Origin of the sequence: Kitasatospora sp. NPDC049285 (assembly GCF_040678815.1) — a bacterium.
GTDB lineage: Bacteria > Actinomycetota > Actinomycetes > Streptomycetales > Streptomycetaceae > Kitasatospora.
In genome coordinates, this window is sequence record NZ_JBFAQR010000036.1 from 34,607 (window position 1) to 60,406 (window position 25,800).

Genomic DNA, 25,800 nt, shown 5'->3' on the forward strand with positions numbered 1-25,800 from the left:
GGTGGTGCTCCGGGTGGCGAGCGTGGTCCCCGTCCGGGCGGTGCCCCGGCCGGTGAGCGCGGTCCCCGTCCCGGTGGCGGCGCCCCGCGTCCCGGTGCTCCGCGTCCGGGTGGTGCTCCGGGTGGCGAGCGTGGTCCCCGTCCGGGCGGTGCCCCGGCCGGTGAGCGCGGTCCCCGTCCCGGTGGCGGCGCCCCGCGTCCCGGTGGTGCTCCCGGCGCCGGCGCGCCGCGTCCCGACGGGATGCCCCGTCCGGCCGGTCCGCGCCCGGGTGCTCCGAGCCCGTCCGGCATGCCCCGTCCGAACCCCGGCATGATGCCGCAGCGTCCGGCCGGTCCGGGCCCGCGTCCGGGTCCGCGTCCGGGCGGTGGCCCGGGTGCCCGTCCGGGTGCTCCGGGTGGCGCTCGTCCCGGCTTCCAGGGCCGTCCGGCCGGTCCGGGCTCGCGTCCGGCCGGTGGCGGCGGCTTCGGCGGTCCGCGTCCGGGTGGCGCGGGTGCCGGCGGCGGCGGTGGCTTCGGTGGCGGCGGTGGCCGTCCCGGTGGTGGCGGCGGCTTCGGCGGTCGTCCCGGTGGCCCGGGTGCCCGTGGTGGCACGCAGGGTGCGTTCGGTCGCGGCCCCGGCGGCCGTCCGGCGCGCGGTCGCAAGTCGAAGCGTGCGAAGCGCCAGGAGTACGAGGCCATGCAGGCCCCGTCCGTCGGCGGTGTGATGCTGCCGCGCGGCAACGGTTCGACCGTTCGCCTGTCGCGCGGTGCGTCGCTGACGGACTTCGCGGAGAAGATCAACGCCAACCCGGCCGCGCTCGTCTCGGTGATGTTCAACCTCGGTGAGATGGTCACCGCCACCCAGTCGGTCTCCGACGCCACGCTGCAGCTGCTGGCGGACGAGATGGGCTTCGTGCTGGAGATCGTCAGCCGGGACGACGAGGACCGTGAGCTGCTGGAGTCGTTCGACATCGACTTCGGCGTCGACGAGGGCGACGAGGAGATGCTCGCCCCGCGTCCGCCGGTGGTGACCGTCATGGGTCACGTCGACCACGGTAAGACCCGACTGCTGGACGCGATCCGCAAGACCAACGTGGTCGCGGGCGAGGCCGGCGGCATCACCCAGCACATCGGTGCCTACCAGGTGGTCACCGAGGTGAACGGCGAGCAGCGCCCGATCACCTTCCTCGACACCCCGGGTCACGAGGCGTTCTCCGCCATGCGTGCCCGTGGTGCCAAGTCCACCGACATCGCGATCCTGGTGGTCGCGGCCAACGACGGTGTCATGCCGCAGACGGTCGAGGCGCTCAACCACGCCAAGGCCGCGGGTGTGCCGATCGTGGTCGCGGTCAACAAGATCGACGTCGAGGGCGCTGACCCGACCAAGGTCCGCGGTCAGCTGACCGAGTTCGGTCTGGTGGCCGAGGAGTACGGCGGCGACACCATGTTCGTCGACATCTCCGCCCGCCAGGGCCTCAACATCGAGGAACTGCTGGAGGCCGTGGTCCTGACCGCGGACGCCTCGCTCGACCTCCGGGCCAACCCGGAGCAGGACGCGCAGGGCATCGCGATCGAGGCGCACCTGGACAAGGGCCGCGGCGCCATGGCGACGCTGCTCGTCCAGCGCGGCACCCTGCGGGTCGGCGACTCGATCGTGGTCGGCGACTCCTACGGCCGCGTCCGCGCGATGCTGGACGAGAACGGCAACAGCCTCACCGAGGCCGGCCCGTCCCGTCCGGTGCTGCTGCTCGGTCTGACCTCGGTGCCGCGCGCCGGCGACAGCTTCATCGTCGTCGACGAGGACCGCACCGCCCGTCAGATCGCCGAGAAGCGCGCCGCCCGCGACCGCAACGCCTCGATGGCCCAGCGCCGCGTCCGCGTGTCGCTGGAGGGCTTCGAGGCCGCGCTGGCCGCCGGCAACATCGAGAAGCTCAACCTCATCATCAAGGGTGACGTCTCCGGTTCCGTCGAAGCCCTCGAGGACGCCCTCGTCAAGCTCGACGTGGGCGAGGAGGTCGAGCTCCGGGTCCTGCACCGCGGTGTGGGTGCCATCACCGAGTCCGACGTGGACCTGGCGATGGGCTCGGACGCCATCATCATCGGCTTCAACGTGCGCGCCGAAGGCCGTGCGCGTACCGCGGCCGAGCGCGAGGGCGTCGACATCCGGTACTACTCGGTCATCTACCAGGCGATCGAGGAGATCGAGGCCGCGCTCAAGGGCCTGCTCAAGCCGGAGTACGAGGAGGTGCGCCTCGGCTCCGCGGAGATCCGCGAGGTGTTCCGCTCCTCCAAGTTCGGCAACATCGCCGGTGTGCTCGTCCGCGAGGGCATCATCCGCCGCAACACCAAGGCGCGCCTGCTGCGCGACGGCAAGGTCGTGGCGGAGAACCTCAACATCGAGGGTCTGCGACGGTTCAAGGACGACGCGACCGAGGTCCGCGAGGGCTTCGAGGCCGGTGTCACCCTGGGCTCGTTCAACGACATCAAGGTCGACGATGTCATCGAGACCTACGAGATGCGGGAGAAGCCGCGCGCGTAACGGCTGATCAGGCGGGGTCGGTCGGCGGGATTATCCCGTCGACCGGCCCCGGCCGCGCTGTTAGGGTTCCTGCCAGTCGGGAATCCTTCTAGGCCCCCAGGCCGGCCAGGCCTGTCACGCATGTTCGTAGGAACTCTCACCTTCGACCTGCTCCTCGGCGACGTTCACTCGTTGAAGGAGAAGCGCTCGATCGTGCGGCCCATCGTGGCCGAGCTGCAGCGCAAGTACAGCGTGTGCGCAGCGGAAGTCGGGAACCAGGATCTGCACCGCAGGGCCGAGATCGGCTGTGCGGTGGTGTCCGGCGACGCCGGGTACGTCACCGAGATCCTGGACAGCTGTGAGCGGCTCGTCGCCGGCCGCCCCGAGGTGATGCTGCTCTCCGCACGGAGGCGCTTCCACCACGACGACGACTGACCTGCGGGAGTCAGCACCATCACACCCGCAACAGGACCGAGAGCGCCCACAAGGCTGGGCGCGGGCGGGTACGTTGGGGAGTGGGCCCCACCGGGTGAGGTCATGACCCGGGTACCGCGCCTACTGCACGAGGAGGCACAGTGACCGACACCGCACGGGCGCGCAAGCTCGCCGACCGCATCCAGGTGGTCGTGGCGGAGACCCTGCAACGCCGGATCAAGGACCCGCGACTCGGGTACGTCACCATCACCGACGCACGGGTGACCGGTGACCTGCGCGAGGCCACCGTCTTCTACACCGTCTACGGCGACGAGACCGAGCGGGAGTCCAGCGCCGCGGCGCTGGAGAGCGCCAAGGGCATCCTGCGCTCGGAGGTCGGCAAGCAGACCGGGGTGCGCTTCACCCCGACGCTGACCTTCGTCGCGGACGCGCTGCCGGACAACGCCCGGAACATCGACGACCTGCTGGACAAGGCGCGGCTGTCCGACGCCGCGGTCCGCACGGCCGCCGCCGGGGCGACGTTCGCCGGCGAGTCCGACCCGTACCGGACGCCGGGCGCCGAGCGCGACGCCGACGAGGACGAGTGACCATGGCCGGGGAGCCGGCCGGGTCCGGCGCCGCGAGGGCGGTCTCCACCGTTGAGGTGGAGACCGCCCTCGCGGTGCTTCCGGGGCCTCGCAGCGAGTCATCGCCCGAATCCGAACCGGAGCCGGGCGCGGCCGCGCCGAGCGCGTTCGAGCCGGAGTGGCAGCGCGCGCTGGCCCTGATCGCGCGGGCCGAGGAGATCGACCTGGTCTGCCACATCTGCCCGGACGGCGACGCGCTCGGTTCGGCGCTGGCCGCCGGGCTGGCGCTGCGGGGCCTGGGGAAGCGGGTGCGGGTGTCGTTCGGCGACGACCCGCAGGTGATCCCCGAGTCGCTGTCCTTCCTGCCCGGGCAGGAGCTGATCGTGCCGGCCGCCGCGGTGCCCGACCGGCCCGAGCTGGTGCTCGGCTTCGACGCCGCCTCGGAGGAGCGGCTCGGGCTGCTGCGCGACAAGGCCTTCGCGGCCGGCGCGCTGGTGGTCTTCGACCACCACGCCTCCAACCCCGGCTTCGGCACCGTCCGGCTGATCGACCCCGGTGCGCCGGCCACCGCGGTGCTGGTCGACGAGCTGCTGCGTCGGCTGCGGGTCCCGCTGGACCAGGAGATCGCCGCCTGCCTGTACACCGGCATCGCCACCGACACCGGCTCGTTCAAGTACCGGGCGACCACGCCCGCCACCCACGAGATGGCCGGGCGGATGCTGGCCACCGGGATCCGGCACGACCTGATCTCCCGTCAGCTCTGGGACACCTCCTCGTTCGGCTACCTCAAGGTGCTGGCCGGGGCGCTGGAGCGGGCCGCCTTCGAACCGGAGGAGGCCGGCGGGCGCGGGCTGGTGTGGACCTGGGTGCCGTACCAGGACCTGGCGCTGTTCGGCGTCACGGTGGAGGAGATCGAGGGCCTGATCGACGTGCTGCGGCGCCCCGCCGAGGCGGAGGTGGCGCTGGTGCTCAAGCAGGACCCGGACGGCACGCTGCGTGGCTCCTGCCGTTCCAAGGGCGCGGTGGACGTCGCCGCGGCGTGTGCCCGGCTCGGTGGCGGCGGGCACGTGTACGCGGCCGGGTTCAGTACCCGGGACGGCGTCGAGGAGACCGTGGAGCGGTTCCGGGTGGCGCTCGCCGAGGCGGCGCCGCAGGCGTAGCCCGGGCCGGTCCGGGTCGCGGGCGGCACGGGCGGTGCGGCGTGCGCGCTAGGCTCGTGCGGTTCGGCCGGTCGGGCCGCACGGGCGGTGGAACGGGAATGAAGCGATGAAGCGTAAAGGGACGGGCCCGGACGGGCTGGTCATCGTCGACAAGCCGGAGGGCATCACCTCGCACGGGGTGGTCGCCAAGCTCCGCTGGCTGGCCGGTACCCGGAAGGTCGGCCACGCCGGCACCCTCGACCCGATGGCGACCGGCGTGCTGGTGATCGGCGTCGAGCGGGCCACCCGGCTGCTCGGCCACCTGATGCTCACCGCCAAGACCTACGAGGCGACCGTCCGGCTCGGCCAGACCACGGTCACCGACGACCGCGAGGGCGAGGTCACCGCCTCGACCCCCGCCGACGGGGTGTCGCGGGAGGCGGTCGACGACGGGATCGCGGCGCTCACCGGCGAGATCATGCAGGTGCCGTCGAAGGTCAGCGCGATCAAGATCGACGGGAAGCGGTCGTACGCGCGGGTGCGCGAGGGCGAGGACTTCGAGCTGGCCGCGCGGCCGACCACGGTGTACTCCTTCACGGTGCACGAGTCGCGGGCCGCGGTCGCCGAGGACGGCACCCCGGTGCTCGACCTGGACGTCACCGTGGAGTGCTCCTCCGGCACGTACATCCGGGCGCTGGCCCGGGACCTGGGCGCGGCGCTCGGCGTCGGCGGCCACCTGACCGCGCTGCGGCGCACCAAGGTGGGGCCGTACTCGGTCGAGTCGGCGCGCACCCTGGAGCAGCTGGAGGAGAAGCTCGAGGTGCTGCCGATCGCCGAGGCCGCGGCGGCCGCCTTCCCGCGCTGGGACGTCGACGCCGAGCAGGCCCGGCTGCTCTCCAACGGCATGCGGCTGGCCGCCCCCGGCCTCGGCGTGGACGGCCCGATCGCGGTCTTCGACCCGGACGGGAAGTTCCTCGCGCTGATCGAGGAGAGCGAGGGCAAGGCCAAGCCGGTCGCGGTCTTCGTCGGCTGACGGTCCGTCAGCGCTCGGTCCGCCAGCGCTCGGTCTGCCAGCGCTCGGTCCGTTAGCTCCCGGTCCGTTAGCTCCCGGTCCGTCAGCGCTCGGTCTGTCAGCTTTCGGGTCGCAGCGGCAGGCGCCAGTCGTTGCTGTGCAGGAACCGGCCCGAACCCCGCGGGTACTCGAACGCGCAGGGGCCGGCGTTGTCGAAGTCCAGGCGGGCGCAGAGGGCGTTGGACGGGGCGTTGTCGACGGCGGGGAAGGCGTGCAGCACGCCCGGCGCGGCCGGGTCCGCCGCGACGGCGGCGCGCAGCTCGGCGAGCAGGGCGCGACCGGCGGCCAGGGCCACTCCGCGGCCCTGGAAGTCGGGCAGCACGTTCCAGCCGGTCTCGTAGATCTCCGCGCCCTGCCACTCGCGCCGGTGGTAGGCGATCGACCCGGCCTCGGCGCCATCGGCGAGGACCGCGAACATCGTGCCGCCGAGCGCCGGGAGTCCGAGGTAGCGGCGGTGCCGCTCCCGCACCTGCGCGGGGGTCTCCGGGCCGCCGACGTGCCGGCGCATCAGCGGGGTGTTGATGCGGAGCAGCAGGTCGAGGTGGGCGTCGGACCAGGGTTCCAGGCGTACGTCCATGGCGGTCGAGTCTGGCAGGGCGGTGCGGGCCGGGCGAGCGGATTGCGCGGGGGTGGCGCTGGACCGGGCCCGCACGCGGGCCGTCGGGTGTCGGGGAGTGTCGGCAGCCGTTCGTCGGCGTCCGGCCCTTCGCGCCGACGGGTCGTCAGGGCCGCCCGCCCGTCCGGGCGCACCGGGCGTCCGGACGGCTCGTGGCGGCCGGGCAGGGGCGCGCGAGGTGAACGGGTGTGGTGAATGGGGCGTGCGAGGTGCCGTGGGGGCGGTGGGGGGCAAGCTGACCGCGGCGTGTACGGCGGCCGTACGCGGCTCCGGGAGGGCCCGCGCGCGGCCCTGCGGGAGGACTGGGCGGATGGGCGACGGCTTCGCGGTGGACCCGACGCAGGCGCTGCTGCGCATCCGGGACCTGCACGGGCGGCTGTGCGGGCTGGGGTTCGTCGCCGATCGGCACGGCACCGTGGTCACCGCGCACGAGGCGGTGGCCGGACTGCCCAGGGTGGTCCTGCACACGCCCGGCGGCCAGTCCCGGGTGCTCGGCCCGGAGAGCGTCGACCTGCTGCCCGCGCGGGGCCTCGCGCTGCTGCGCACGGCCGCCGTCGGCGGGGTCCCGGGCCCTGCCCTCCCGATCGCACGCGACACCTCCGCCCGGCAGGTGGCGGTGGCGCACCAGCGCTGGGAGGACGGCGCGCCGGTCCTGGTCCAGGGCAGCGTCGGCGGCCGGGAGACCGGCGCCTTCGGCGACGGCGCCGCGGCCCGCCCCGTCCCCGGGGTGCTGCTGCTCGACCTGCCCGTGACGCCGCCCGCCGGGGCGCCGGTGCTGGACGCCGAGACCGGGGCGGTGTTCGCCGTCATCGCCCCCCGGGCGCGGATGGTGGCCGGAGGGCGCGGAGTGGCGGCCGTCCCGCTGAGCCGGCAGGACGCGGGGCCGCGCCCGGGAGCGCGTGATGACGATCAGTCAGGTGGCGGGGAGTCGGACGGCGGGGAGTCGGACGGCGTGCTGCTGGGGAGGCTGCTGGTGCGCAACGCGGCCGCGGCGCCGGCCTTCGGGCGGGCACTCAACCTGGGCGGGGCGCTGCGGCTGGCCGCCGTCCAGCTGGAGCGCGCGGTGGCCGGGCCCGGGCGGATCGCCGACCTCGCCGCGGACCGGGTCGACCGCCCGGACGGCCTGAGCGGCGAGGAGCCGCAGGACACCCTGACCGCGCTGCTCGGCGACAGCGGCAGCGGCCGCACCACCGAACTCGCCGCGCTCGCCGTCCGCCGCGCGGGCGGGCCGCACCCGCTGCCGACGGTCTGGCTGCGGGGCGCCGACCTGGCCGCCGGGGACCGCTCGCTCGGCGACACGCTGCGCCGCCAACTCGCCGTCGCGGCGGGCGTCCTGGGCGTACCCGCGGTCGAACCCGGCGAGCTCGCCGAACTCTGCGCGGAAGCCGGGCGGTCGCTGCTGGTGATCCTGGACGGGCCGGAGGAGGCGCCGCTCGCGCTCTCGGCGCGCTGGCTGGCCGCCGGACTGGACTGGCTGGGCGAGAACCGCACCCGCGCCCTGGTCGCCTGCCGGCCGGACGGCTGGGACCAACTCGGCCCCTGGCGCACCGCCGCCCGGGCGCTGTGGCTCGGCCCGCTCACCGACGACGCGGCGACCCGCGCCGGACGCCGCTACGGCCTGCCGGAGGACTACCTGGCCGACGCGGACCGCGGCCACCCGCTGGCGCTGCGGCTGGCCGGCGACCTGCGCACCGCCGGCGCCCGCGGCCCGGTCGCCGACCGGCCCGAACTCTTCGGCGGCTGGCTGGACCTGGCCTGCCTGGCGATCGCCCGCCGGGTCGCGCTCACCCCCGGCGGCCAGCGCCGCCACCGCCGCGGCGACCCCGTGCCACCCGGCGCCGACCCCCGCCAGGTCCGGCGACTCGCGGCGGTCGCCGCGGGCCGCCTGCACGAGGCCGCCCGGCTGATGCTCGGCGCGGGCGACGGGGCGCTGCCCGCAGAGGAGTTCGACCGCCTGTTCCCGGCGGCGGGCGGCTGGGCGCGGGCGGTCCGCGAGGAACGCGTGCTGGTCCCGGCGGGCGCCGGACATCGGGTGGGCCACGAGGAGTGGGGCGAGTGGCTGCAGAGCCTGCACCTGGACCTGGACGCGGCGCTGCGCCTGGTACTGGAGGAGGGGACGGAGGACGGCGAGAGGACCGGCGAGCGGGGAGCGGAGGCGGGCGGTGGCGGCGCGGGGAGCGCGGGCGAGTCCGACGGGCGGGTCGCGACCGTACCGCCGGACGCGGACGCGGACGCGGACGGGCCGGTCGGCGAGTCGCGGGAGCCGTCCCCGGAGCCGTCCCCGGGTGTGGTCGCCGCGCCGGAGGTGACCGTCCGTCAGGGCGGCGTCGGGGGCGTCGGGCGCGGGCGGGTCGGGGTGGTGGCGGGGGCGCTGCGGCGGGTGGGGGTGGCGCGGGGGGCGGCCGCGCTGGACGTGTGGCTGCACCGGATCCGGCGGGCGCTGGAGCGGGCGGAGCCGGGCGGGGAGGTGGACTGGTGGGCCGGGCGGCTGCTGGTCGCGGGCGTGGCGGGGAGCCCGGAACCGGCGGTCCACGACGAGCTGTTGGGGCTGCTGGCGGAGCGGGCCGGGCGGGACGAGCGGTTCGGGTCGGCCTTCTGGGCGGGGCTGCCGCTGCCCGCCGCGGAGCGGGTGGCCCTGCTGGGCCGCCTCGCGGCGGGGGCGGGCCGCGGCGAGGTGTTCCGCGCGGTGGCCGCGGAGCTGCTCACGGCCGATCCGCGGCGCGTGGTGCCGCTGGTGTGCCGGTGGTACGAGCACCCCGAGCCGGCCGTGGCGGACCTCGCGGACGAGCTGCTGTACGAGCACCGGGCGCTGGCGCTGGACGAACTGACGGAGGCTCTGGTCGGGGTGGCACAGCCGCGCGCCGACCGGCTGCTCGGCCGGCTCGCCGAACGCGAGCCGTCGGCGCTGTGCCGGGCCGTGGACCGGTGGAGCCACGACCCGCGCCCGGAGCGGCACGTGGCGGCGGCGGTGCACGCGCTGCGCGCGGCGCCGTACGCCAGCGGGTCGGGGGCGAAGCTGCTGCGGCTGGCGGCGCGGACCCTGCTGGCCCGGGAGGACGAACCGGGGCTGCACGGCGCGGCGCTGGCGCTGCTGGTCCGGGACCCGCAGGGCCGCGCGGAGCACCTGGAGGCGGCGCTGGCCGCGTACCGGGCGGGCGACCCGTTCCTGACCGAGCAGGTGCTGGGGGAGCTGGTGGAGGAGCACACCGCTCAGGTGCTGTCCGCGGTGCGGGAACGGCTGGCGGTACCGGGGGCGCGGGTCGGGGACGGCCTGCGGGTGCTGGACGGGGCGGCGGACCCGGCGGTGGTGCGCTCGGGCGTGCTGTTCGCCGCCGATCTGCTGCGCGAACGCCCCGAGCGGGCCCGGCAGATCGCCGACTACCTGGACCGGCTGCTGGCCGCGGGCCGGGACGGCCGCCCGCTGCTGTCGGCGGTGCTGGCCGCCGAACCGGCAGCGCGGGCGCACTTCGCGCCGGTGCTGGCCGCGCCGGGCGCGAGCCGGGAACGGCTGCTGGACACCCTGCTGGCCGCCGAGCGCGACCCGCAGGTGCTGGACGCCGTGGTGACCGCGCTGGCCGCCGGGCACGCCGGGTACCAGCCGGGACGGCTGTACGAGCTGCTGCGCCGGATCGCCGGGCGCTGGCCCGCCGCGGACGCCGCGCTGGTGCACTGCGCGGGCCGGTACGCGGGCTTCGCCCGGCTGCTGGCCGACTGGCCGCCGGACGCCCCGCCGCCGCCCGACGGCCCGCGGCTGACCCGGATGCGGGCGCTCACCGCGGCCGGCCGGGACCCGCAGTACGCCGCCGCGGAGGCGGAACGGCAGGTGGATCGACCGGCCGGCGGTCTGACCGGTCACACCGGGGGCCTTCCGGTGCCTAGGCAGGGGCGGGCGCATGGCACGCTATAGGGGTTCAGGTTTGGTTGTTCGAGTGCACCGGCGGTGCACACCATAGGAACAAGGAGCGGTCAGGGTGCAGCGCTGGCGTGGCCTGGAGGAGATCCCGGGGGACTGGGGACGCAGCGTCGTCACCATCGGATCGTTCGACGGGGTCCACCGCGGCCACCAGTTGATCATCAACCGGGTGGTGGAGCGGGCCCGCGCACTCGGCGCGAAGTCCGTGGTGGTCACCTTCGACCCGCACCCGAGCGAGGTGGTCCGGCCGGGCAGCCACCCGCCGCTGCTGGCGCCGCAGCCGCGCCGGGCCGAACTGGTCGAGCAGCTCGGGGTGGACGCGGTGCTGGTGCTGCCGTTCACCGCCGAGTTCTCCAAGGAGTCGCCGGAGTTCTTCGTGCAGTCGGTGCTGGTCGACGCGCTGCGCGCGAAGACGGTGGTGGAGGGCCCCAACTTCCGGTTCGGGCACAAGGCGGCGGGCAACGTCGCGCTGCTCGCCGAGATCGGCCGGAGCGCCGACTTCGACGTCGAGGTGGTCGACCTGCAGGTGCGCGGCGCGGCCGGGGACGGCGAGCCGTTCTCCTCCAGCCTGTGCCGCCGGCTGGTCGCGGCCGGCGACATGGCCGGCGTCGCGGAGATCCTCGGCCGTCCGCACCGGGTCGAGGGCGAGGTGGTCCGCGGCGCCCAGCGCGGACGTGAACTCGGCTTCCCCACCGCCAACGTGGACACCGTCGCGCACTCGGCGATCCCCGCCGACGGCGTGTACGCGGGCTGGCTGACCGCCGACGGCGAGCGGATGCCCGCCGCGATCTCGGTCGGCACCAACCCGACCTTCGACGGCACCGCCCGCACCGTGGAGGCGTACGCCATCGACCGGGTCGGCCTCGACCTGTACGGCCAGCACGTCGCCGTGGACTTCCTGGCCTGGCTGCGCGGGATGGAGAAGTTCGACTCCATCGACGCGCTGCTGGAGCGGATGGCCGACGACGTGAAGCGCGCCCGCGAACTCACCGACCAGGCCTGACCCGTCGTCGGATCCCGATCCACCGTCAAGCACGAAGCCGCCCGCGGAGCCTGAGCTCCGCGGGCGGCTTCGTCGTGCCGGTCAGCCCTGGTGCGGCGGCGGGTAGCCGTAGCCCGGCGGCGGCTGCTCCTGCGGCGGCGGGTACCCGTAGCCGGGCGGCGGGGCCTGCTGCGGGTAGCCGCCCTGCTGCGGGTACTGCTGCGGCGGCTGCTGCTGCCACGGCTGGCCGGGCGCCGGGTAGCCGCCCTGCTGCGGGTACCCGCCCTGCGGGGGGTACGGCTGCTGCTGGGGCTGCTGCTGCTGCCAGTTCTGCTGGGCCTGCCAGCCGGCCTGGTGCTGGGCCCGGGCGATGTCCTCGCCGACCAGCGCCGCCAGCTCGAAGTACGCCTCGCGCACCTTGGGCCGCATCATCGCCAGGTTGACCTCGGCGCCGGCCGCCAGGCTCTCGTCGAACGGCACCACCACGACGCCGCGGCAGCGGGTCTGGAAGTGCGCCACGATGTCCTCGACCTTGATCATCTTGCTGGTCTCGCGCACCCCGGAGACCACCGTGATCGACCGCTGCACCAGGTCCGCGTAGCCGTGCGCGGAGAGCCAGTCCAGCGTGGTGGAGGCACTGCTGGCGCCGTCCACGCTGGGCGTGGCCACCACGATCAGCTGGTCCGCCAGGTCCAGCACCCCGCGCATCGCCGAGTACAGCAGGCCGGTGCCGGAGTCGGTCAGGATGATCGGGTAGTGCTGGCCGAGCGCCTGGATCACCTGCCGGTAGTCCGAGTCGTCGAAGGTGGTGGAGACCGCCGGGTCGACGTCGTTCGCCACGATCTCCAGGCCCGAGTTCGGGTCCTGCGAGGTGAACTGACGGATGTCCATGTAGCTGCGGATGTGCGGGATCGCCGTCACCAGGTCGCGGATGGTCGCACCGGTCTGCCGCTTGATCCGGCGGCCCAGGGTGCCCGCGTCCGGGTTGGCGTCGATCGCGATGACCTTGTCCTGCCGCTCGCTGGCCAGCGTCGCGCCCAGCGAGGTGGTGGTCGTGGTCTTACCGACGCCGCCCTTGAGGCTGATCACCGCGATCCGGTAGCAGGACATCACCGGCTGCCGGATCAGCTCCAGCTTCTGCGCCTTGTCGGCCTGCGCCGCCTTGCCGCCGAACTGGAAACGCGGCTGCTTCTGCGCCTTCGGCTGGCCGCGCAGCAGCCGGTCCGAGGAGAGCTCCACCGCGGCGGTGTAGCCCAGCGCCGCGCCGTGCGCGGTCGGCCCCGGGCCGCCCTGCTGGAACTGGGCCGGCGCCTGCGGAGCGTTGTGCGGACCGGGCTGCGGGTACTGCGGCTGCTGCTGCTGCGGCGGCGGCCAGCCGCCCGCCCGCGGGTCGACCGGCTGCTGCGGCGGCCAGGGCTGCTGCTGCGGGTTCTGCGGGGGGTAGGGCTGCGGGGCCTGCTGCTGCGGGTACGGCTGCTGCTGCGGCGGCCAGGGCTGCTGCTGCGGGTTCTGCGGGGGGTAGGGCTGCGGGGCCTGCTGCTGCGGGTACGGCTGCTGCTGCGGCGGCACCTGCTGCACGGTCTGCTCGGAGGGCGGCACCGGCACCGGCGGCACCGCGCCGCCGGACTGCGCCTGGGCGTTCTGCTCCGGCACGGGCTGCGGCACCGGCGGCTGGGCCGGGTCCGCGGGCGGCGGCACCGGCGGACCCGCGTTCGGGACCGGCTGCGGCACCGGCGGCTGCCCGGCGTCCGGCACGGGTTGCGGCACCGGCGGCTGGGCCGTGTCCGGCACGGGCGGGGCGGGCTGCGGGGCGGACTCGGCGACCGGCGGGGTCGGCGGCACCTGCTGCGGCGCGGCCTGCTGCTGCGGCACCTGCGGCGGGGCGGCCTGCTGCTGCGGTGGCGCGGCCTGGGGCGCACCGGTGCCCGGGGCAGCGCTCTGGGTGTACCAGGACGGGGGAGTGTAATCCGGCGCGTCGGACCAGTCCTCGTCGTCCTCGGCCGCGTTGTCGCCGACGTAGACGCCGTCCCGATCGCTGCTCACTTGGGCTCCCTCGTTCTCGCCGAAGCTGCTCCGGCGGTTGCCTTCGGGCAACAAGACTAGGCCGTGAGCGGGCCCGCACTGAAGGCGGTGCCCGACCTCACGGCGGTTCGGTGCGGCCCGAAAGGGCCGTACCCGGTCAGTCCATGCGGCGCGGGCCGCCCAGGACCTGGGTCTCGGCCTCGCCCTGGTTGGTCATCACGTACTGGCGGCGCATCCGGGTCGCCCACAGCGTGACGTTGTCCGGCAGCGTCGGCAGCGTGGTGATGTCGCCGGGGCCCAGCGAGAACAGCCGCCCGACCAGTTCCGCCTCCTGCGGGGAGACCCGCTGCAGGCCCACCAGGTCCGCGGCGTTCAGCACCCGGTTGGCGTTCGGGCCCAGGTACGGCAGCACGGTCAGCGTGGTCTGCCACGGCGTCGCCGACAGCCGGCTGCGGGAGGGACGGGCGCCCAGGTCGCGCACCACCAGAACGGGCGACGCCACCGAGGCGCCCTGCGCTCCGAGCCGGCCCACCTGGTGGACCGTCACGCACGGCTGCCCGCCGCCCGCGGCCTGCGCCATCGGCGCCCAGGCCTGCGGACGGCCGGTCTCCACCGCGATCCGCGCCCCCGTGGCGGCGGCCCGCAGGGCGATCAGCTGCGCCGTCCACATGCCGCCGACCAGCACCACCTCGTACGCGGACGGCCGGAACAGGCCCATCACCGCGGGCTGTTGCTGCTGGTCCATGCCGATGACCACGCCGTCGTCGCCGACCGGGAAGGACAGCGCGGCGAGGTCCTCGACCGGCAGGACGTGCTTCTCCCGGCGCGGGCCGCGCAGGCCGAAGCCCGGGCGGATGCGGGGGGTACGGGACTGCTCGACCGGCTGCGGGGACTGGCCGTGGTAGGTCTGGTAGGCCATCAGGCGGTCCCTCCCAGGGGCAGCGTGGCGAGCAGCCCGGGGGCGTGCTCCAGGTCGAGGCGGGTCAGCGAGGTACCGGTCTGCTGGGCGCGGGACTCCACCAGGCGGCCCACCTGCGCGACCTCGCTCTCGCTGCGGCCGGTCAGCCGGACGTGGCCGCTGAGCGCCACCGAACCGCCCAGTGCCTGGCTGGCGGTGACCGAGAAGGTGGAGGCGAACGCCGGGGTGCCGGTGAGCTGGTTGACCAGCTCCGGCGCGGCGATCCGGCCGTTCCCGCCGCCGGGCCGGGACAGCGTCGGCCACTTGGAGACCCAGAAGGTGGTGTGCCAGCGGTCGTCGATCCGGCAGAACTTCGCCGACTCCTGGGCCCGGCGCGCGCCGACCCCGCCGCCGCCGGAGCCCTGCCGGCCGGCCACCGCCATCGGGTTGGCGCAGACCGAGATGGCCAGCGCCGCGATCAACTCCCGCTCGTCCAGCACGGTCGCGGTGAAGCCGGCGCTGTTCAGCCGCCCGGCCAGCTGGTCGGTGACCCGCTGCAGGGTCTTGCGGGCGCCCTCCTCGCCGCCGCCGCGGGCCAGCACGGCGGTGGCGGCGCGCTCCGGGTCGAGCTTCAGCGCGACCCAGGTCAGCCGCAGCCCGGGGGTGTGCACACCGCCGGGCACCTGCTGGTACCCGCGGGAGGCCAGCGAGTGCTCGGGCAGGTGCGGCGCCGGCGCGGGCTGGGTGTGCTGCACCAGCTGCACCGACTCCAGCGTGATGTCGTCGACCTGCAGCGCCGAGCAGATCAGGTCCAGCGGCAGCGGCGAGGCGGCCCGGCTCGGGCGCAGCGGCTGGTCCTTGGCCTGCACCAGCAGCACCGAGGTGAGGAAGGTGCCGTCGCCGACCATGCCGGTCTCCCGGCGCAGCGGACGGCCGTCGCCGAGGTCGGTCTCGGTCGCGTGGGTGTACGTCCGCAGGGCCGGCTCCAGCTCCATCACCGGCGCCAGCGCCGGGTCGGTGCCGGGCGGCGGGACGTTGTACTTCGCTTCCCGGCGGCGGGAGTTGTACGTGGAGCGGACGCCCACCGCGTCGCCGGCGGTGCGCCCGCCGAGCCGCAGCAGGGCGATCACGGTCAGCACCGCGGCGGGCACCGCGAAGACCATCGCCATCATCGTGCTGATCGTCCATCCGACCGCCACCAGGGCGGCGGCGACCTCGAGTTGGACGATCTGCTGGAGTTCCAGGCGGCGGCCGAGCAGGCCGGGCCTGGGCAGCAGCCTCATCCCGACCGGGCCGGTCGGGACGGCCGCCGGGGCGGTGCGCGCCCGACGTCCGCCCGAGGCGTCCGGCCTCCGGCCGTGCGAGGTGGAGCGTCGTGCTGGAGCGGACTGGCTTGGCATCCCCCGATTTGCCCTCTCTCTGCTGCAGATCTCTCGTCAGATCCCCGTGCCGACCCGGGTGTCGGGCCGGACGGCGCGTTCGGCGGCCCGGTTGGTGGACCGACGGACCCTACCCGTTACCGTACTCACCGTCTGCTGCCGCATCGTAGAGGGTTGACCGCACCGAGTGCCCGCCGGGTGGCAGACTCACGGACGGGACAAGCGTGTTGAGACCCGCAGGGACGGGTCGTACAGGGGAGACGGGGACGAGCATGGCATCACGCCGGGACGAGCTGAACGCCTACACCTTCGCTCGCAAGCGGATGGTCGGCGCCTTCCTGCAGCCGAGTGGCGGGGGCAACGACGAGGACGCGCCGCGCCCGGTCCGCGCGGTGCTGCCGAGCTTCGTGGTGGCGGCCGTACTGGTGGCGGGATTCGGCATGTGGGGGGTGCTCAAGCCGAGCGCCCCGCCCGGGTGGGACAGCGGCAAGGCGATCCTCCAGGGCAAGACCTCGACCACCCGGTACGTGATGCTCAAGGACGAGAAGGGCGTCGGCTACCTGCACCAGGTGCTCAACATGTCCTCGGCGCGGCTGGTGCTGCAGGCCGACGCGCCGGTGCAGATCGTCGCCGACGACGTACTGGACAAGTACCCGCACCACGGTGCGACCATCGGCATCCCCTACGCCCCGGACCGGCTGCCCAAGCCGGACGACGCGGGCAAGGCCAAGCTCTGGTCGGTGTGCGACAAGCTCGGTGAGGGGAACACCCAGGCCAACGTCAGCCAGTCGGTGTTCATCGCCGCGGACGACGAGGCCAAGACGCTCACCCAGGCCGACCGGCTGGTGGGCGACGGTCAGTCGTTGTTCGTCCAGGGACCCCAGGAGGCCGGTCACCCGGGCTCGGTGTACCTGGTCGACGGCCAGGGCAGGAAGCACGCGGTCGGCCGCCTGGACACCTCCGAGCGTGAGCGGGCGGCGCTGGAGACGGCGCTGTTCAAGCAGGACTCGAAGCCGCAGCAGGTCACCAAGGAGTGGCTGGACACCCTGGCGGACGGCGAGCCGATCGGCTTCCCGGACATCCCCGACTTCAAGAGCACCCAGGTGGTGAAGTCCTCGGTGGACCTGTCCCAGGACGCCGAGGAGAAGGTCGGCCGACTGCTGAAGTTCCAGGACAGCTACTACGTGGTGGGCCTGAACAAGCTGTTCCAGATCACCCCGTTCCAGGCCGAGTTGATCCGCCTCGACCCGGCCGAGGCGGTCGCCTACAACCAGGCCGTGCCGGTCTACGCCGAGATGAGCCCGGCCGACAACAACCGGCTCCAGTCGAAGATCGAGAAGTCGATGATGGACGTGGACAAGAAGCTGCCCCAGGTGGCGTCGCCCGCGGTCAACATCGGTGACAAGGCCCGTACGGTGATCTGCTCGACGTTCAACGGCTACGACGACCACGGCAACATCAAGCGCTCGGTGTGGGCGCACACCGAGTACCCGGCGCAGGTCAACCCGGGCGCCTCCACCGCCCACGTGACGGCGGGTCACGGCCTACTGTTCCGGGCGATGGAGGGCGACACCCTCACCCCGGACGCCGCCGCGAGCTCCGGCAGCGACTTCCTGATCACCGACGCCGGACTGCGCTACTCGCTGCCCGCCAACGCCGACGGCGGCAACGGCCAGACGGCCAGTCAGGCCCCGGCCGACCCGCAGGGCGGCGACAAGAAGAGCGCCAACGAGTCCCAGGCGCGACTGGGCTACAAGTCCGTGACGGCCGTCCAGGTGTCGAAGAAGTGGACCGACCTGGTGCCCGCCGGGCCGGTGCTCAACACCAACACCGCAGTTCAGGCGCAGAACGCCTGACGGACCGTCAACGGCCGTGCGGGAGTTCAGTGTCATGGTCTGGTAACTACCCGCTACCCGGTGTTGGGTGAGCAGCACTTGGCCGTTACAGTGCTACAGAGCACCACACCGTGGTGCCCGTACGGACGTTCCCCACAGGACGTTCGGACGATGTCTGTCTCATGGGGGACGGTGGATCATCATGGCTGGTCAGTTCAAGACGACCGCGGAGGAGATGACGGCCTTCGCGAACCGCATCGGTGAGGTCAACGCTCAGGTCCAGGGTGAGATCTCGCGTCTCAACAACCTGGTGTCGGAGATCTCCGGAAGCTGGAAGGGCGCGGCTGCCACCGCCTACCAGCAGATGCAGACCCGGGTGAACGACGACGCGTCCGCGCTGAACAAGGTGCTCGACGAGATCCGCCAGGCGATCGAGGCGACCACCAAGCTCTACTCGATGACCGAAGAGGAGCAGGCCTCGGCGGTCGGCGGCATCGGCGGCTGACGCCGGTCTCGCTGTCGTCACACGGTTCCTTAGCCGTCAACTCGCGGCCTCCACGGGGGTTGGCCGCGTATCCATCGAGAGGGAGAGTCACATGGCCGAGATCCAAGTTAGTTTCGGTACGATCCAGAACGCGGGCTCCGAGGTGCGGCAGACCGCCTCGCGCATCCAGTCGCAGCTCGACGACCTGAAGTCCGGCGTGCAGCGCATCGCCAACACCTGGGAAGGCGCCGCGCAGCAGGGTTACCAGGCCCGCCAGGCGCAGTGGGACGCCAAGGCCGCCGACCTGCAGCAGGTCCTGGGCCAGATCGCCTCCGCGCTGGACAACGCCGCGCAGAGCTACCAGCAGACCGAGAACCAGAACTCGCAGATCTGGAGCTGATCGCGGTTCGCTGGTCGGCGCGGTAGCGCTCGACACAACAGGGCGGGCGTCCACTCGGGCGCCCGCCCTGCGCGCGTGACACGGGGCGCGCGCTGATCACACGGGTGGAACTGAGGGGTGGAGTGCAGGTGTCGTCAGGATCGTTGCGCCGGGCGGGCGCGGTGCTGCTGGTGCTCGGGGTGGTCGGCTCGGCCGCAACCGTCCCGGCGTACGCGGAGCCCTCGCCGTCCCCCTCGCCGTCGAGCGGGGCCCAGCAGTGGTCGCCGATCTCGATCGCCGCGGCCGGCGACTGCAAGTTCCCCGCGGAGAACGTGAAGAGCAAGCCGTGGGCGCTGCAGCGGGTCTTCCTGGACGAGCTGTGGAAGGGCCCGGACAAGGACCATCCGCGCACCGGCAGGAACGCCGAGACCGGCAAGCCGGTGCTGGTCGCGGTGATCGACACCGGCGTGGACGCCGTCAACCCGCAGCTGGCCGGCAAGGTCCAGAACGGTGGCAGCCTGCTGAAGAACCGTCAGAACGGCGCGGTGATCGAGGGCACCGGCCTCGACGACCCGGTCGGCCACGGCACCAAGGTCGCGGGAATCATCGCGGCTTCCCCGATGGACGGCGTCGGCTTCGTCGGTCTGGCCAAGGACGCGCAGATCCTGTCGATCCGGCAGAACGACGCGGAGGGCAACGGCGACGTCGGCACGCTGGTCGACGCGATCAAGATAGCGCTCGACACGCATGTCCAGGTCATCAACATCTCCCAGGACGTCCGGGTCGAGGAGGGCAAGGCCTTCGACCACCAGAAGGAGCTGGAGGACATCCTGACCCGCGCCGAGAACGAGAACGTCGTGGTGGTCGCCTCCTCCGGCAACGACGGCAACGAGGGTCTCACCTACCCGGCCTCCTACGACACGGTGCTCGCTGTCGGCGCCTCCGACCGCAACAACGAGCGCGCGCCGTTCTCGCAGTACGGCGACTTCGTGGACGTGGCCGCGCCGGGCGTCGACATGCTCTCCACCGTCCCGAAGGGCGGCCAGTGCACCGACAACGGCACCAGCTTCTCCGCGCCGTACGTGAGCGGGCTGGCGGCGATCCTCAAGGGCGCGTACCCGCACTGGACCGCGCAGCAGATCCGCACCCGGATCGAGCAGACCGCGCAGCGCAACGAGCGGGACCGGAACAAGTTCATCGGCTGGGGCGTGGTCGACCCGGTGAAGGCGGTGGAGTCCAGCGTGGTGACCGGGCCCAGCGAGTCGCCGCACGCTGACGCCCCGGTGAAGCTGGACAGCATGCCGCTGGTGGCGCAGCCGCTCGGCCTGGCGGAGACCCAGGCCGACCGGGACCGGCGCACCGGCACCTTCGTGCTCGGCGCGGGCGCCCTGGTGGTGGCGGGCCTGGCGGGCGGCGCGATCGTCAGCCGGGACATGCGCCGGCGCCGCGGGCAGCACGAGTAGACGCAACCCCGGACGGGGGCCGGGCCCGGGAACGGGGCGGCCCCCGTCGGCATGGGAGCCGACGGGGGCCGGGGGAGCGGCCTGCGGGGGTCAGACCCGCTCGTCCTCGGGGAGGGTGATGACCCAGCGGGTCTCCTGCCGGGGACGCAGGTAGAACACCCAGTAGAGGCTGGCGGCGACGGTGATGCCCAGGGTCCACCACAGCGCGGTGACGTCCAGCTGGAAGAGGGTGTAGCCGAGCACCACGATCAGCACGATCGGCAGCGCGGGCCACAGCGGCTGGCGCCAGGCCGGCGCGTCCTTGTGGTGGCCGCGGCGGGAGAACAGCGCGGCGACGGCGACCAGCAGGTAGAGCGCGGCGACCGCGACACCGGTGATGTTGGTCAGCATGTCCTGCGGCACGAAGCAGAGCACCGCGCCGGGGACGCCGACCGCCAGGGTGGAGATCCACGGGGCGCTGAACTTGTTCAGGGTGCCGAAGGCCTTGTTGACCGGCTCCGGCCAGGCCTTGTCACGGCCGGAGGCGTACAGCACGCGGGAGTTCTGGATCACCATGACGATGCCGGCGTTGATGATCGCCAGCGCGATGCAGAGGCTGATGAAGGTGCCGACGCCGGTGTTGCTCCAGCCGATCACCAGGTCGGAGATGTTGCCGGCGGAGAGCGCGGTCAGGTCGGGGGCGCCGAAGGTGATCGCGATGACCGGGATCAGGATGATCGCGACCGACAGGCCCAGGGTCCACAGCACGGTGCGGGCGACGTTCCGGCGCGGGTTCTCCAGCTCCTCGGAGAGGTAGATGGCGGTGGAGAAGCCCTGGGTGACGAAGAGCGCGGTGCCCATCGCGGCCACGATGCCGACGCTGCCGAAGAAGCCGACGGAGGAGGTGGCACCGCTCGAGTCGGCGACCACGCCGTGCACCAGGCTGCTGACGCCCCGCTGGCCGTGACCGAAGCCGAGGAAGGACACCACGGCGCAGGCGATGACCTCGAGCACCAGGAAGATGCCGGTGATCCAGGCGTTGGCGCGCAGGTCCAGCAGGCCGGCCACGGTGGCCGCCAGCATCACCACGGCACCCGCGATCTTCGGGTCGACGTGGATGATCGGTTCCAGGTAGTCAGCGGTGCCCATGGCGATGATCGACGGCACGATCATCACGACGATCAGCGACTGGATGAAGACCAGCCAGCCCGCGAACTTCCCCGCCAGGGTGCCGACCATGGCGTACTCGCCGCCCGCCGAGGGCACCAGGGTGCCGAGCTCGGAGTAGCAGAACGCCACCGCGATGCAGATCAGCGAGCCGATGGCGATGGCCAGTGCCGTGTAGGTGCCGATGCTGCTGAACAGGTCGGGGACGATCACGAAGAGTGAGGACGCCGGGGTCACGCAGGAGAGCGTGAGCAGCGTGCCGCCTACGACGCCCAGCGATCGGGCGAGCTTCTTCGGGCCGTCCGTCGTCGCGGCGGCCCCGGAGGGGCTCGCGACCTGCGGGGGAAGCGTGTCGGTCATGGGGGGCATCCGATCCACTGAGCTGCGATGTGGGGGGTGGGAGCGGTATCGCCTCCGAAGCACGGTCCTGCGGGTTTGGTTCTGCTTCGCTCCCGATGCGCCAGGTTGCCTGGGTGGCCAGGCCCAGTCAACGCGGGATCAGCTGCGGAATCCGTTGCGAGAAGGCGGTTTCTCCTGCGGAATGCGGACCCGGAGCGCGAATGGCGCATGTTTCCGTGGTGTCAACTCGGATGAACTGCGCTTGAATCGAAGGTGAAGTGATCTGCGCGACTCCGATTCCAAGGCGGCCTCCGGAGCGGGGCGGGCGGGCCGAAGAGGGCCCCGTGGGGCCCCGACCGCCTACGGGTTTCGAAGGTCGCCTTCGAAAATTGGAAGATAACGTTATGGCACAGCCCGCCACCTGAGATGCCAGAGGGCCGGGTCCCTTGTCGGAACCCGGCCCCGGCGACCACTGCGAGTGACGACTACGGCGTCGGCAGCCAGCCCGTCTGCACCATCTGGCCCGCCGCGATCCGGCGGGAGACGAACACACCACGGCCCGGCGGCAGCGGCTGCGGCTTGACCGTGCCGAGCAGCGCGCCCTCACCCTTGTCACCCGAGAGCAGCAGGCCCTGACCGCCCAGCTCGCGCATGCGCTGCATCACCGGCTCGAACAGCGAGCGGCCGGCGCCGCCCGCGCTGCGGGCGACGATCACCCGCAGGCCGATGTCGCGGGCGAACGGCAGGAACTCGGCCAGCGGCGCCATCGGGTTGCCCGACTGGGTCGCGACCAGCTCGTAGTCGTCCACGATCACGAACATGTCCTTGCCGCTGTACCAGCTGCGGTTGCGCAGCTGCTCCGGCGTGACGTCCGGTCCCGGCAGGCGGCGTGCACAGGCGCCGCGGAGCATGTCCACGATCGCCGTCATGGCGGGTGCCGCGGCGGCGTACTCCACCAGGTACTCCGGCGGCACCACGCCCAGCAGCGAGCGGCGGAAGTCGCCGACCACGATGCCGGCCTGGTCCGGGGTGTACCGGTCGGTGATCTGCTTGATCAGCATCCGCAGCATCGCCGACTTACCGGACTCGCTCTCACCGAAGACGATGAACAGCGGGTCGGTCTCGAAGTTGACGAAGACCGGCGCCAGCTCGACCTCGTCGACACCGAAGGCGACGCCCAGCTCGGGGTGCTCGAAGCCCTTGGGCAGCGAGTTGCCGTCCAGCACCTGCGGCAGCATGCGGACCTGCGGGGCGCGCGGACCGGTCCAGGCCGCGTTCACCTGGGAGACGAAGTCGGTGACCCCGTCCGTCAGATCCTCGGTGCTGGAGCTGCCGTCGATCCGCGGCAGGCCGGACAGGAAGTGCAGCTTGCCGGAGGTCAGACCACGACCCGGGACGGACGGCACCACCGCGGACAGCTTGCGGTCGACCTCGGACTCCATCGCGTCACCGAGCTTCAGCTCGGTGCGGTTCTGCAGCAGGTCCTTCAGCGCCGGGCGGACCTCGGCGTAGCGGGCCGCGGTGATCACCACGTGCACGCCGTAGCCGAGACCGCGCTGGGCGATGTCGGCGATCACCGGCTCCAGGACCTCGAACTCCTGCTTGAAGATCATCCAGCCGTCGATGAACAGGAACACGTCGCCGAACTGCTCGTCCGGCAGCTGCCCGTTGGCCCGGCGGGTGCGGTAGGTGGAGATGGTGTCGATCCCCGCGCTGCGGAACAGCTCCTCACGGCGGTTGAGCACGCCGTGCACCTCGCTGATCATGCGGCGGACCTTCTCGACGTCCAGTCGGCCCGCCACCCCGCCGACGTGCGGCAGGTCGGCCAGTGAGCCGAAGCCGCCGCCGCCGAAGTCGAGCAGGTAGAACTGCGTCTCGACCGGCGTGTGGGTCATCGCGAAGCCGGCCACGATGGTGCGCACCAGGGTGGACTTGCCGGACAGCGGACCGCCGACGATCATGCCGTGGCCCGCGGCACCCGAGTAGTCCAGGTACATCACGTCGCGGCGCTGGTCGCGCGGCTTGTCGACGATGCCGACCGGGACGATCAGGCTGCCCAGGCGGCCGTAGTCGGGCGCGGTCAGACCGCGCTCCGGGGTGGCCTGCAGCGTGGTGAGCAGGCTGTCCATGGAGGGCGGCTCCTCCAGTGGCGGCAGCCACACCTGGTGGGCCGGCGGGCCCTGGCCGATCATCCGCGCCACGAAGACGTCCAGCATGGTGTCGAGCAGCGAGTCGTCGATCTCCTCCTCGACGATCTCCGGCACCTCCTCGACCTCCGGCTCGACCACCGCGACCTCGGCCGCGGTGAACAGCACCGGCAGGGAGGTGACCACCCGGCCGCCGACCGCGCGCACCTGGCCCGGCGGCCGGTACGGGCCGGACACGTACGCGGCCCGGAACCGCTCCATCACGTCGGAGCCGAACTTCAGGTAGCCCACGCCGGGGATCGGCGGCAGGTGGTAGGCGTCCGGCACGCCGATCGCGGCCCGCGACTCGGCGGCCGAGAAGGTGCGCAGACCCAGCCGGTAGGACAGGAAGGTGTCCAGACCGCGGAGCTTGCCCTCCTCCAGACGCTGCGAGGCGAGCAGCATGTGCATACCCAGCGAACGGCCGATCCGGCCGATCTGGATGAACAGGTCGATGAAGTCCGGCTTGGCGGTGAGGAGTTCGGAGAACTCGTCGATGATCATCAGCAGCGAGGGCAGCGGGTCGAGCGCCGCGCCGGCCGCGCGGGCCCGCTCGTACTCGTTGATGTTGGCGTAGTTGCCCGCCGCGCGCAGCAGCTCCTGACGGCGGTTCATCTCACCCTCGATCGCATCGCGCATGCGGTCGATCAGGGTGGCCTCGCCCTCCAGGTTGGTGATCACGGCCGCGGTGTGCGGCATCTCCGACATGCCGGCGAAGGTCGCACCACCCTTGAAGTCCGCGAGGACCAGGTTCAGCACCTCGGAGGAGTGCGTCACCGCCAGCGCCAGCACGATGGTGCGCAGCACCTCGGACTTGCCGGAACCGGTCGCGCCGACGCACATGCCGTGCGGGCCCATGCCCTCCAGCGAGGCTTCCTTGAGGTCCAGCCAGACGTACTCGCCGTTGCTGCCGACGCCCAGCGGGACGCGCAGCTTCTCCCGGATCGGCTTCGGCCGCCAGTGCCGGGCCGGGTCGAAGGAGCCCGGGTCGCCGGTGTGCATCATCTCGGTGAAGTCCATCGACACCAGCGACGGGTCGCCGTCGTCGTCGCCCACCGAGGCCCGGAACGGGGCCAACTGCCGGGCCAGCGCCTCGGACTGCCAGCTGGTCAGGAAGTCCGGCTTGCCCGGGTAGCTCGCCCCGGACGCCGCCTCCAGCATCAGCTCGTGCTTGCCGACGGTGATCACCAGGTGGCCGTTCGGCTCGTCCAGGTCACCCGGGACGACCTCGATCACGGTGACGCCGTGCACGCCCTCGGGACCGGCGATCACCGAGTCGGCTGGCACCGAGGCGCCGTCCATGACGACCACCAGGTGCGGCTGGTCCGCGCTCGGCGTGCTGTCCCGGGAGAAGCCCTTGCGGCCGGCCAGCTCGTTGGCCAGCAGCTCCTCCAACTCGCCCAGCCCGGTGGCGATCAGCCGCCGGGTGCCGGCGCCGTCGCTCTCCTTGCGGTGCTGGGTGTGCGGCAGCCACTTGGTCCACTCCCACTCCTCCACCGCACCCGGCGCGGCCGCGACCGCGATCATCAGGTCCTCGGGGGAGTGCAGGGTGGCCAGCTGGGCGATCATCGTGCGCACGTTGCCGTACACCGAGTCCGGGTCGCCGCAGACCGTGATGTGGTAGAAGGCGCGCAGCGACACCGCCAGCGGCAGGTCGTGCAGCGTGCCGTGGGTCTTGATGAAGGTGCCCATCGCCTCCGCGGCCAGCGGCTCCAGCTCGTCCATCGGCGCGGTCTGCGGCGCCACCAGCGGAGTCGACAGCTGCAGCGGGCCGAGGCCGACCCGGATCTGCGCGAAGTCGGAGTCGGTCGGACGGCGCTCCCACAACCGGCGGCCCTCGGCCACGATCGACCACAGCTGGTCCGGGTCCGGGTGGGTGAACAGCAGCGCCCCGCGCTGCCGTTCGGCCGTGCGGCGCACCTCGCGGCGCTTCTGCTGAAGGTACTTCAGGTAGTCCCGGCGCTCGTCCGAGGTGGCCGCGCTGCCGCCCTTGCGGGCCTTGACGATCTGCGCCACCGCCATCGCCGCGGTGGAGGCCACCATCAGGACGCCCATCATCTTCATCGGGCCCTGTGCACCCGGCGAGAAGAAGAACGCCGCCGAGCCGCCCATGCCGAGCAGCGGCAGCAGCGACATCATCCAGTCCTCGCCACCCCCGCGGGGCAGCTCGGGCGGCGGCACCAACTCGACCGCCTCGTCCGACACCGGGGGCGGGAACGCCCGCGGCGGACGCTTGACCGTCACCGTGCTCACGCGATCACCCCGCCCTCGCAGGCAGCCGCAGCGCGCGTCTCCCCGTGCTCAACGGTGCGCCCATCCCGGGCACTTGATCGGGGGCACCCCCATCGCTCGCTCACAATCCGCCCTCACGCATCTGGATACGTACGGTGAGGGCGCCCCGTATGACGCCGCCCCCGCTCCGCCGGACCGCAGGCGCGCGGGGCTGCCGC

16 protein-coding genes and 1 pseudogene are annotated in these 25,800 nt (G+C 73.2%); 11 read left to right on the top strand and 6 right to left on the bottom strand.

Features of this window, described 5'->3' with window-relative positions; genetic code table 11:
* The 5 genes from infB to truB all read left to right on the top strand — a co-directional run.
* Positions 1-2,517: translation initiation factor IF-2 (gene infB / locus AB0K51_RS22250; RefSeq protein WP_363458205.1), on the top strand; the 2,517-nt coding region annotated here is incomplete at its 5' end.
* A 120-nt stretch (positions 2,518-2,637) separates the two neighbouring features.
* Entirely contained in the window at positions 2,638-2,931 is a 294-nt protein-coding gene (locus tag AB0K51_RS22255; RefSeq protein WP_363458208.1) for a DUF503 domain-containing protein, read from the top strand.
* Between the two features lie 140 nt (positions 2,932-3,071).
* Positions 3,072-3,518 (top strand): 30S ribosome-binding factor RbfA, encoded by a 447-nt coding sequence (gene rbfA, locus AB0K51_RS22260; protein WP_363458211.1) that lies wholly within the window; start codon positions 3,072-3,074, stop codon positions 3,516-3,518.
* 2 nt (positions 3,519-3,520) lie between these two features.
* The gene (locus tag AB0K51_RS22265) at positions 3,521-4,657 is read left to right on the top strand and encodes a bifunctional oligoribonuclease/PAP phosphatase NrnA (RefSeq protein ID WP_363458214.1); all 1,137 of its coding nucleotides are present in this window, start codon (positions 3,521-3,523) and stop codon (positions 4,655-4,657) included.
* 106 nt (positions 4,658-4,763) lie between these two features.
* Positions 4,764-5,669, top strand: coding sequence for a tRNA pseudouridine(55) synthase TruB (gene truB / locus AB0K51_RS22270; RefSeq protein WP_363458216.1), 906 nt, complete (start codon positions 4,764-4,766; stop codon positions 5,667-5,669).
* A 97-nt stretch (positions 5,670-5,766) separates the two neighbouring features.
* Here the strand turns inward: truB and AB0K51_RS22275 are convergent, their stop codons facing one another.
* Complete coding sequence (locus tag AB0K51_RS22275; RefSeq protein WP_363458219.1) at positions 5,767-6,285, bottom strand: GNAT family N-acetyltransferase; 519 nt, start codon at positions 6,283-6,285, stop codon at positions 5,767-5,769.
* Positions 6,286-6,634: 349 nt separating this feature from the next.
* Between AB0K51_RS22275 and AB0K51_RS22280 the strand changes: the two genes are divergently transcribed.
* Entirely contained in the window at positions 6,635-10,231 is a 3,597-nt protein-coding gene (locus tag AB0K51_RS22280) for a hypothetical protein (protein ID WP_363458222.1), read from the top strand.
* A gap of 64 nt (positions 10,232-10,295) precedes the next feature.
* Entirely contained in the window at positions 10,296-11,240 is a 945-nt protein-coding gene (locus AB0K51_RS22285; protein ID WP_363458224.1) for a bifunctional riboflavin kinase/FAD synthetase, read from the top strand.
* Positions 11,241-11,321: 81 nt separating this feature from the next.
* On the opposite strand, the pseudogene AB0K51_RS22290 reads toward AB0K51_RS22285, so the two are convergent.
* The 3 genes and pseudogenes from AB0K51_RS22290 to eccE all read right to left on the bottom strand — a co-directional run.
* Positions 11,322-13,058 (bottom strand): annotated as a pseudogene (locus tag AB0K51_RS22290) (MinD/ParA family protein); the annotation flags it as partial.
* A gap of 340 nt (positions 13,059-13,398) precedes the next feature.
* Positions 13,399-14,160 carry a hypothetical protein gene (locus AB0K51_RS22295; protein ID WP_363458227.1) on the bottom strand — a complete coding sequence of 254 codons (762 nt, stop codon included), beginning with the start codon at positions 14,158-14,160 and terminating at the stop codon, positions 13,399-13,401.
* Positions 14,160-15,422, bottom strand: coding sequence for a type VII secretion protein EccE (gene eccE / locus AB0K51_RS22300; protein ID WP_363458229.1), 1,263 nt, complete (start codon positions 15,420-15,422; stop codon positions 14,160-14,162). The genes AB0K51_RS22295 and eccE overlap by 1 nt, the downstream gene beginning before the upstream one ends.
* A 368-nt stretch (positions 15,423-15,790) precedes the next feature.
* Here eccE and eccB point away from each other — a divergent pair, with 368 nt between their 5' ends.
* The 4 genes from eccB (at position 15,791) to mycP (ending at position 19,679) form a co-directional block, all read left to right on the top strand.
* Complete coding sequence (gene eccB / locus AB0K51_RS22305; RefSeq protein WP_363458232.1) at positions 15,791-17,374, top strand: type VII secretion protein EccB; 1,584 nt, start codon at positions 15,791-15,793, stop codon at positions 17,372-17,374.
* A 181-nt stretch (positions 17,375-17,555) separates the two neighbouring features.
* Complete coding sequence (locus AB0K51_RS22310) at positions 17,556-17,858, top strand: WXG100 family type VII secretion target (RefSeq protein WP_363458235.1); 303 nt, start codon at positions 17,556-17,558, stop codon at positions 17,856-17,858.
* Between the two features lie 91 nt (positions 17,859-17,949).
* The gene (locus AB0K51_RS22315; protein WP_363458237.1) at positions 17,950-18,237 is read left to right on the top strand and encodes a WXG100 family type VII secretion target; all 288 of its coding nucleotides are present in this window, start codon (positions 17,950-17,952) and stop codon (positions 18,235-18,237) included.
* Positions 18,238-18,365: 128 nt separating this feature from the next.
* Positions 18,366-19,679 (top strand): type VII secretion-associated serine protease mycosin, encoded by a 1,314-nt coding sequence (gene mycP, locus AB0K51_RS22320; protein WP_363458240.1) that lies wholly within the window; start codon positions 18,366-18,368, stop codon positions 19,677-19,679.
* A 90-nt stretch (positions 19,680-19,769) separates the two neighbouring features.
* On the opposite strand, the gene AB0K51_RS22325 is transcribed toward mycP, so the two are convergent.
* Entirely contained in the window at positions 19,770-21,185 is a 1,416-nt protein-coding gene (locus AB0K51_RS22325; RefSeq protein ID WP_363458242.1) for an APC family permease, read from the bottom strand.
* 464 nt (positions 21,186-21,649) lie between these two features.
* A complete protein-coding gene (gene eccCa / locus AB0K51_RS22330) occupies positions 21,650-25,603 on the bottom strand; it encodes a type VII secretion protein EccCa (RefSeq protein WP_363458245.1) in 3,954 nt (1,317 codons plus the stop codon).
* Positions 25,604-25,800: the final 197 nt, after the last annotated feature.

Excerpts from the sequence above, each read along its gene's own strand:
- AB0K51_RS22255 (WP_363458208.1), top strand. The coding sequence starts at position 2,638 with ATGTTCGTAGGAACTCTCACCTTCGACCTGCTCCTCGGCGACGTTCAC.
- AB0K51_RS22265 (WP_363458214.1), top strand. The coding sequence starts at position 3,521 with ATGGCCGGGGAGCCGGCCGGGTCCGGCGCCGCGAGGGCGGTCTCCACC.
- truB (WP_363458216.1), top strand. The coding sequence starts at position 4,764 with ATGAAGCGTAAAGGGACGGGCCCGGACGGGCTGGTCATCGTCGACAAG.
- AB0K51_RS22275 (WP_363458219.1), bottom strand. The coding sequence starts at position 6,285 with ATGGACGTACGCCTGGAACCCTGGTCCGACGCCCACCTCGACCTGCTG.
- AB0K51_RS22280 (WP_363458222.1), top strand. The coding sequence starts at position 6,635 with ATGGGCGACGGCTTCGCGGTGGACCCGACGCAGGCGCTGCTGCGCATC.
- AB0K51_RS22295 (WP_363458227.1), bottom strand. The coding sequence starts at position 14,160 with ATGGCCTACCAGACCTACCACGGCCAGTCCCCGCAGCCGGTCGAGCAG.
- eccE (WP_363458229.1), bottom strand. The coding sequence starts at position 15,422 with ATGAGGCTGCTGCCCAGGCCCGGCCTGCTCGGCCGCCGCCTGGAACTC.
- eccB (WP_363458232.1), top strand. The coding sequence starts at position 15,791 with ATGGCATCACGCCGGGACGAGCTGAACGCCTACACCTTCGCTCGCAAG.
- AB0K51_RS22310 (WP_363458235.1), top strand. The coding sequence starts at position 17,556 with ATGGCTGGTCAGTTCAAGACGACCGCGGAGGAGATGACGGCCTTCGCG.
- AB0K51_RS22315 (WP_363458237.1), top strand. The coding sequence starts at position 17,950 with ATGGCCGAGATCCAAGTTAGTTTCGGTACGATCCAGAACGCGGGCTCC.
- AB0K51_RS22325 (WP_363458242.1), bottom strand. The coding sequence starts at position 21,185 with ATGACCGACACGCTTCCCCCGCAGGTCGCGAGCCCCTCCGGGGCCGCC.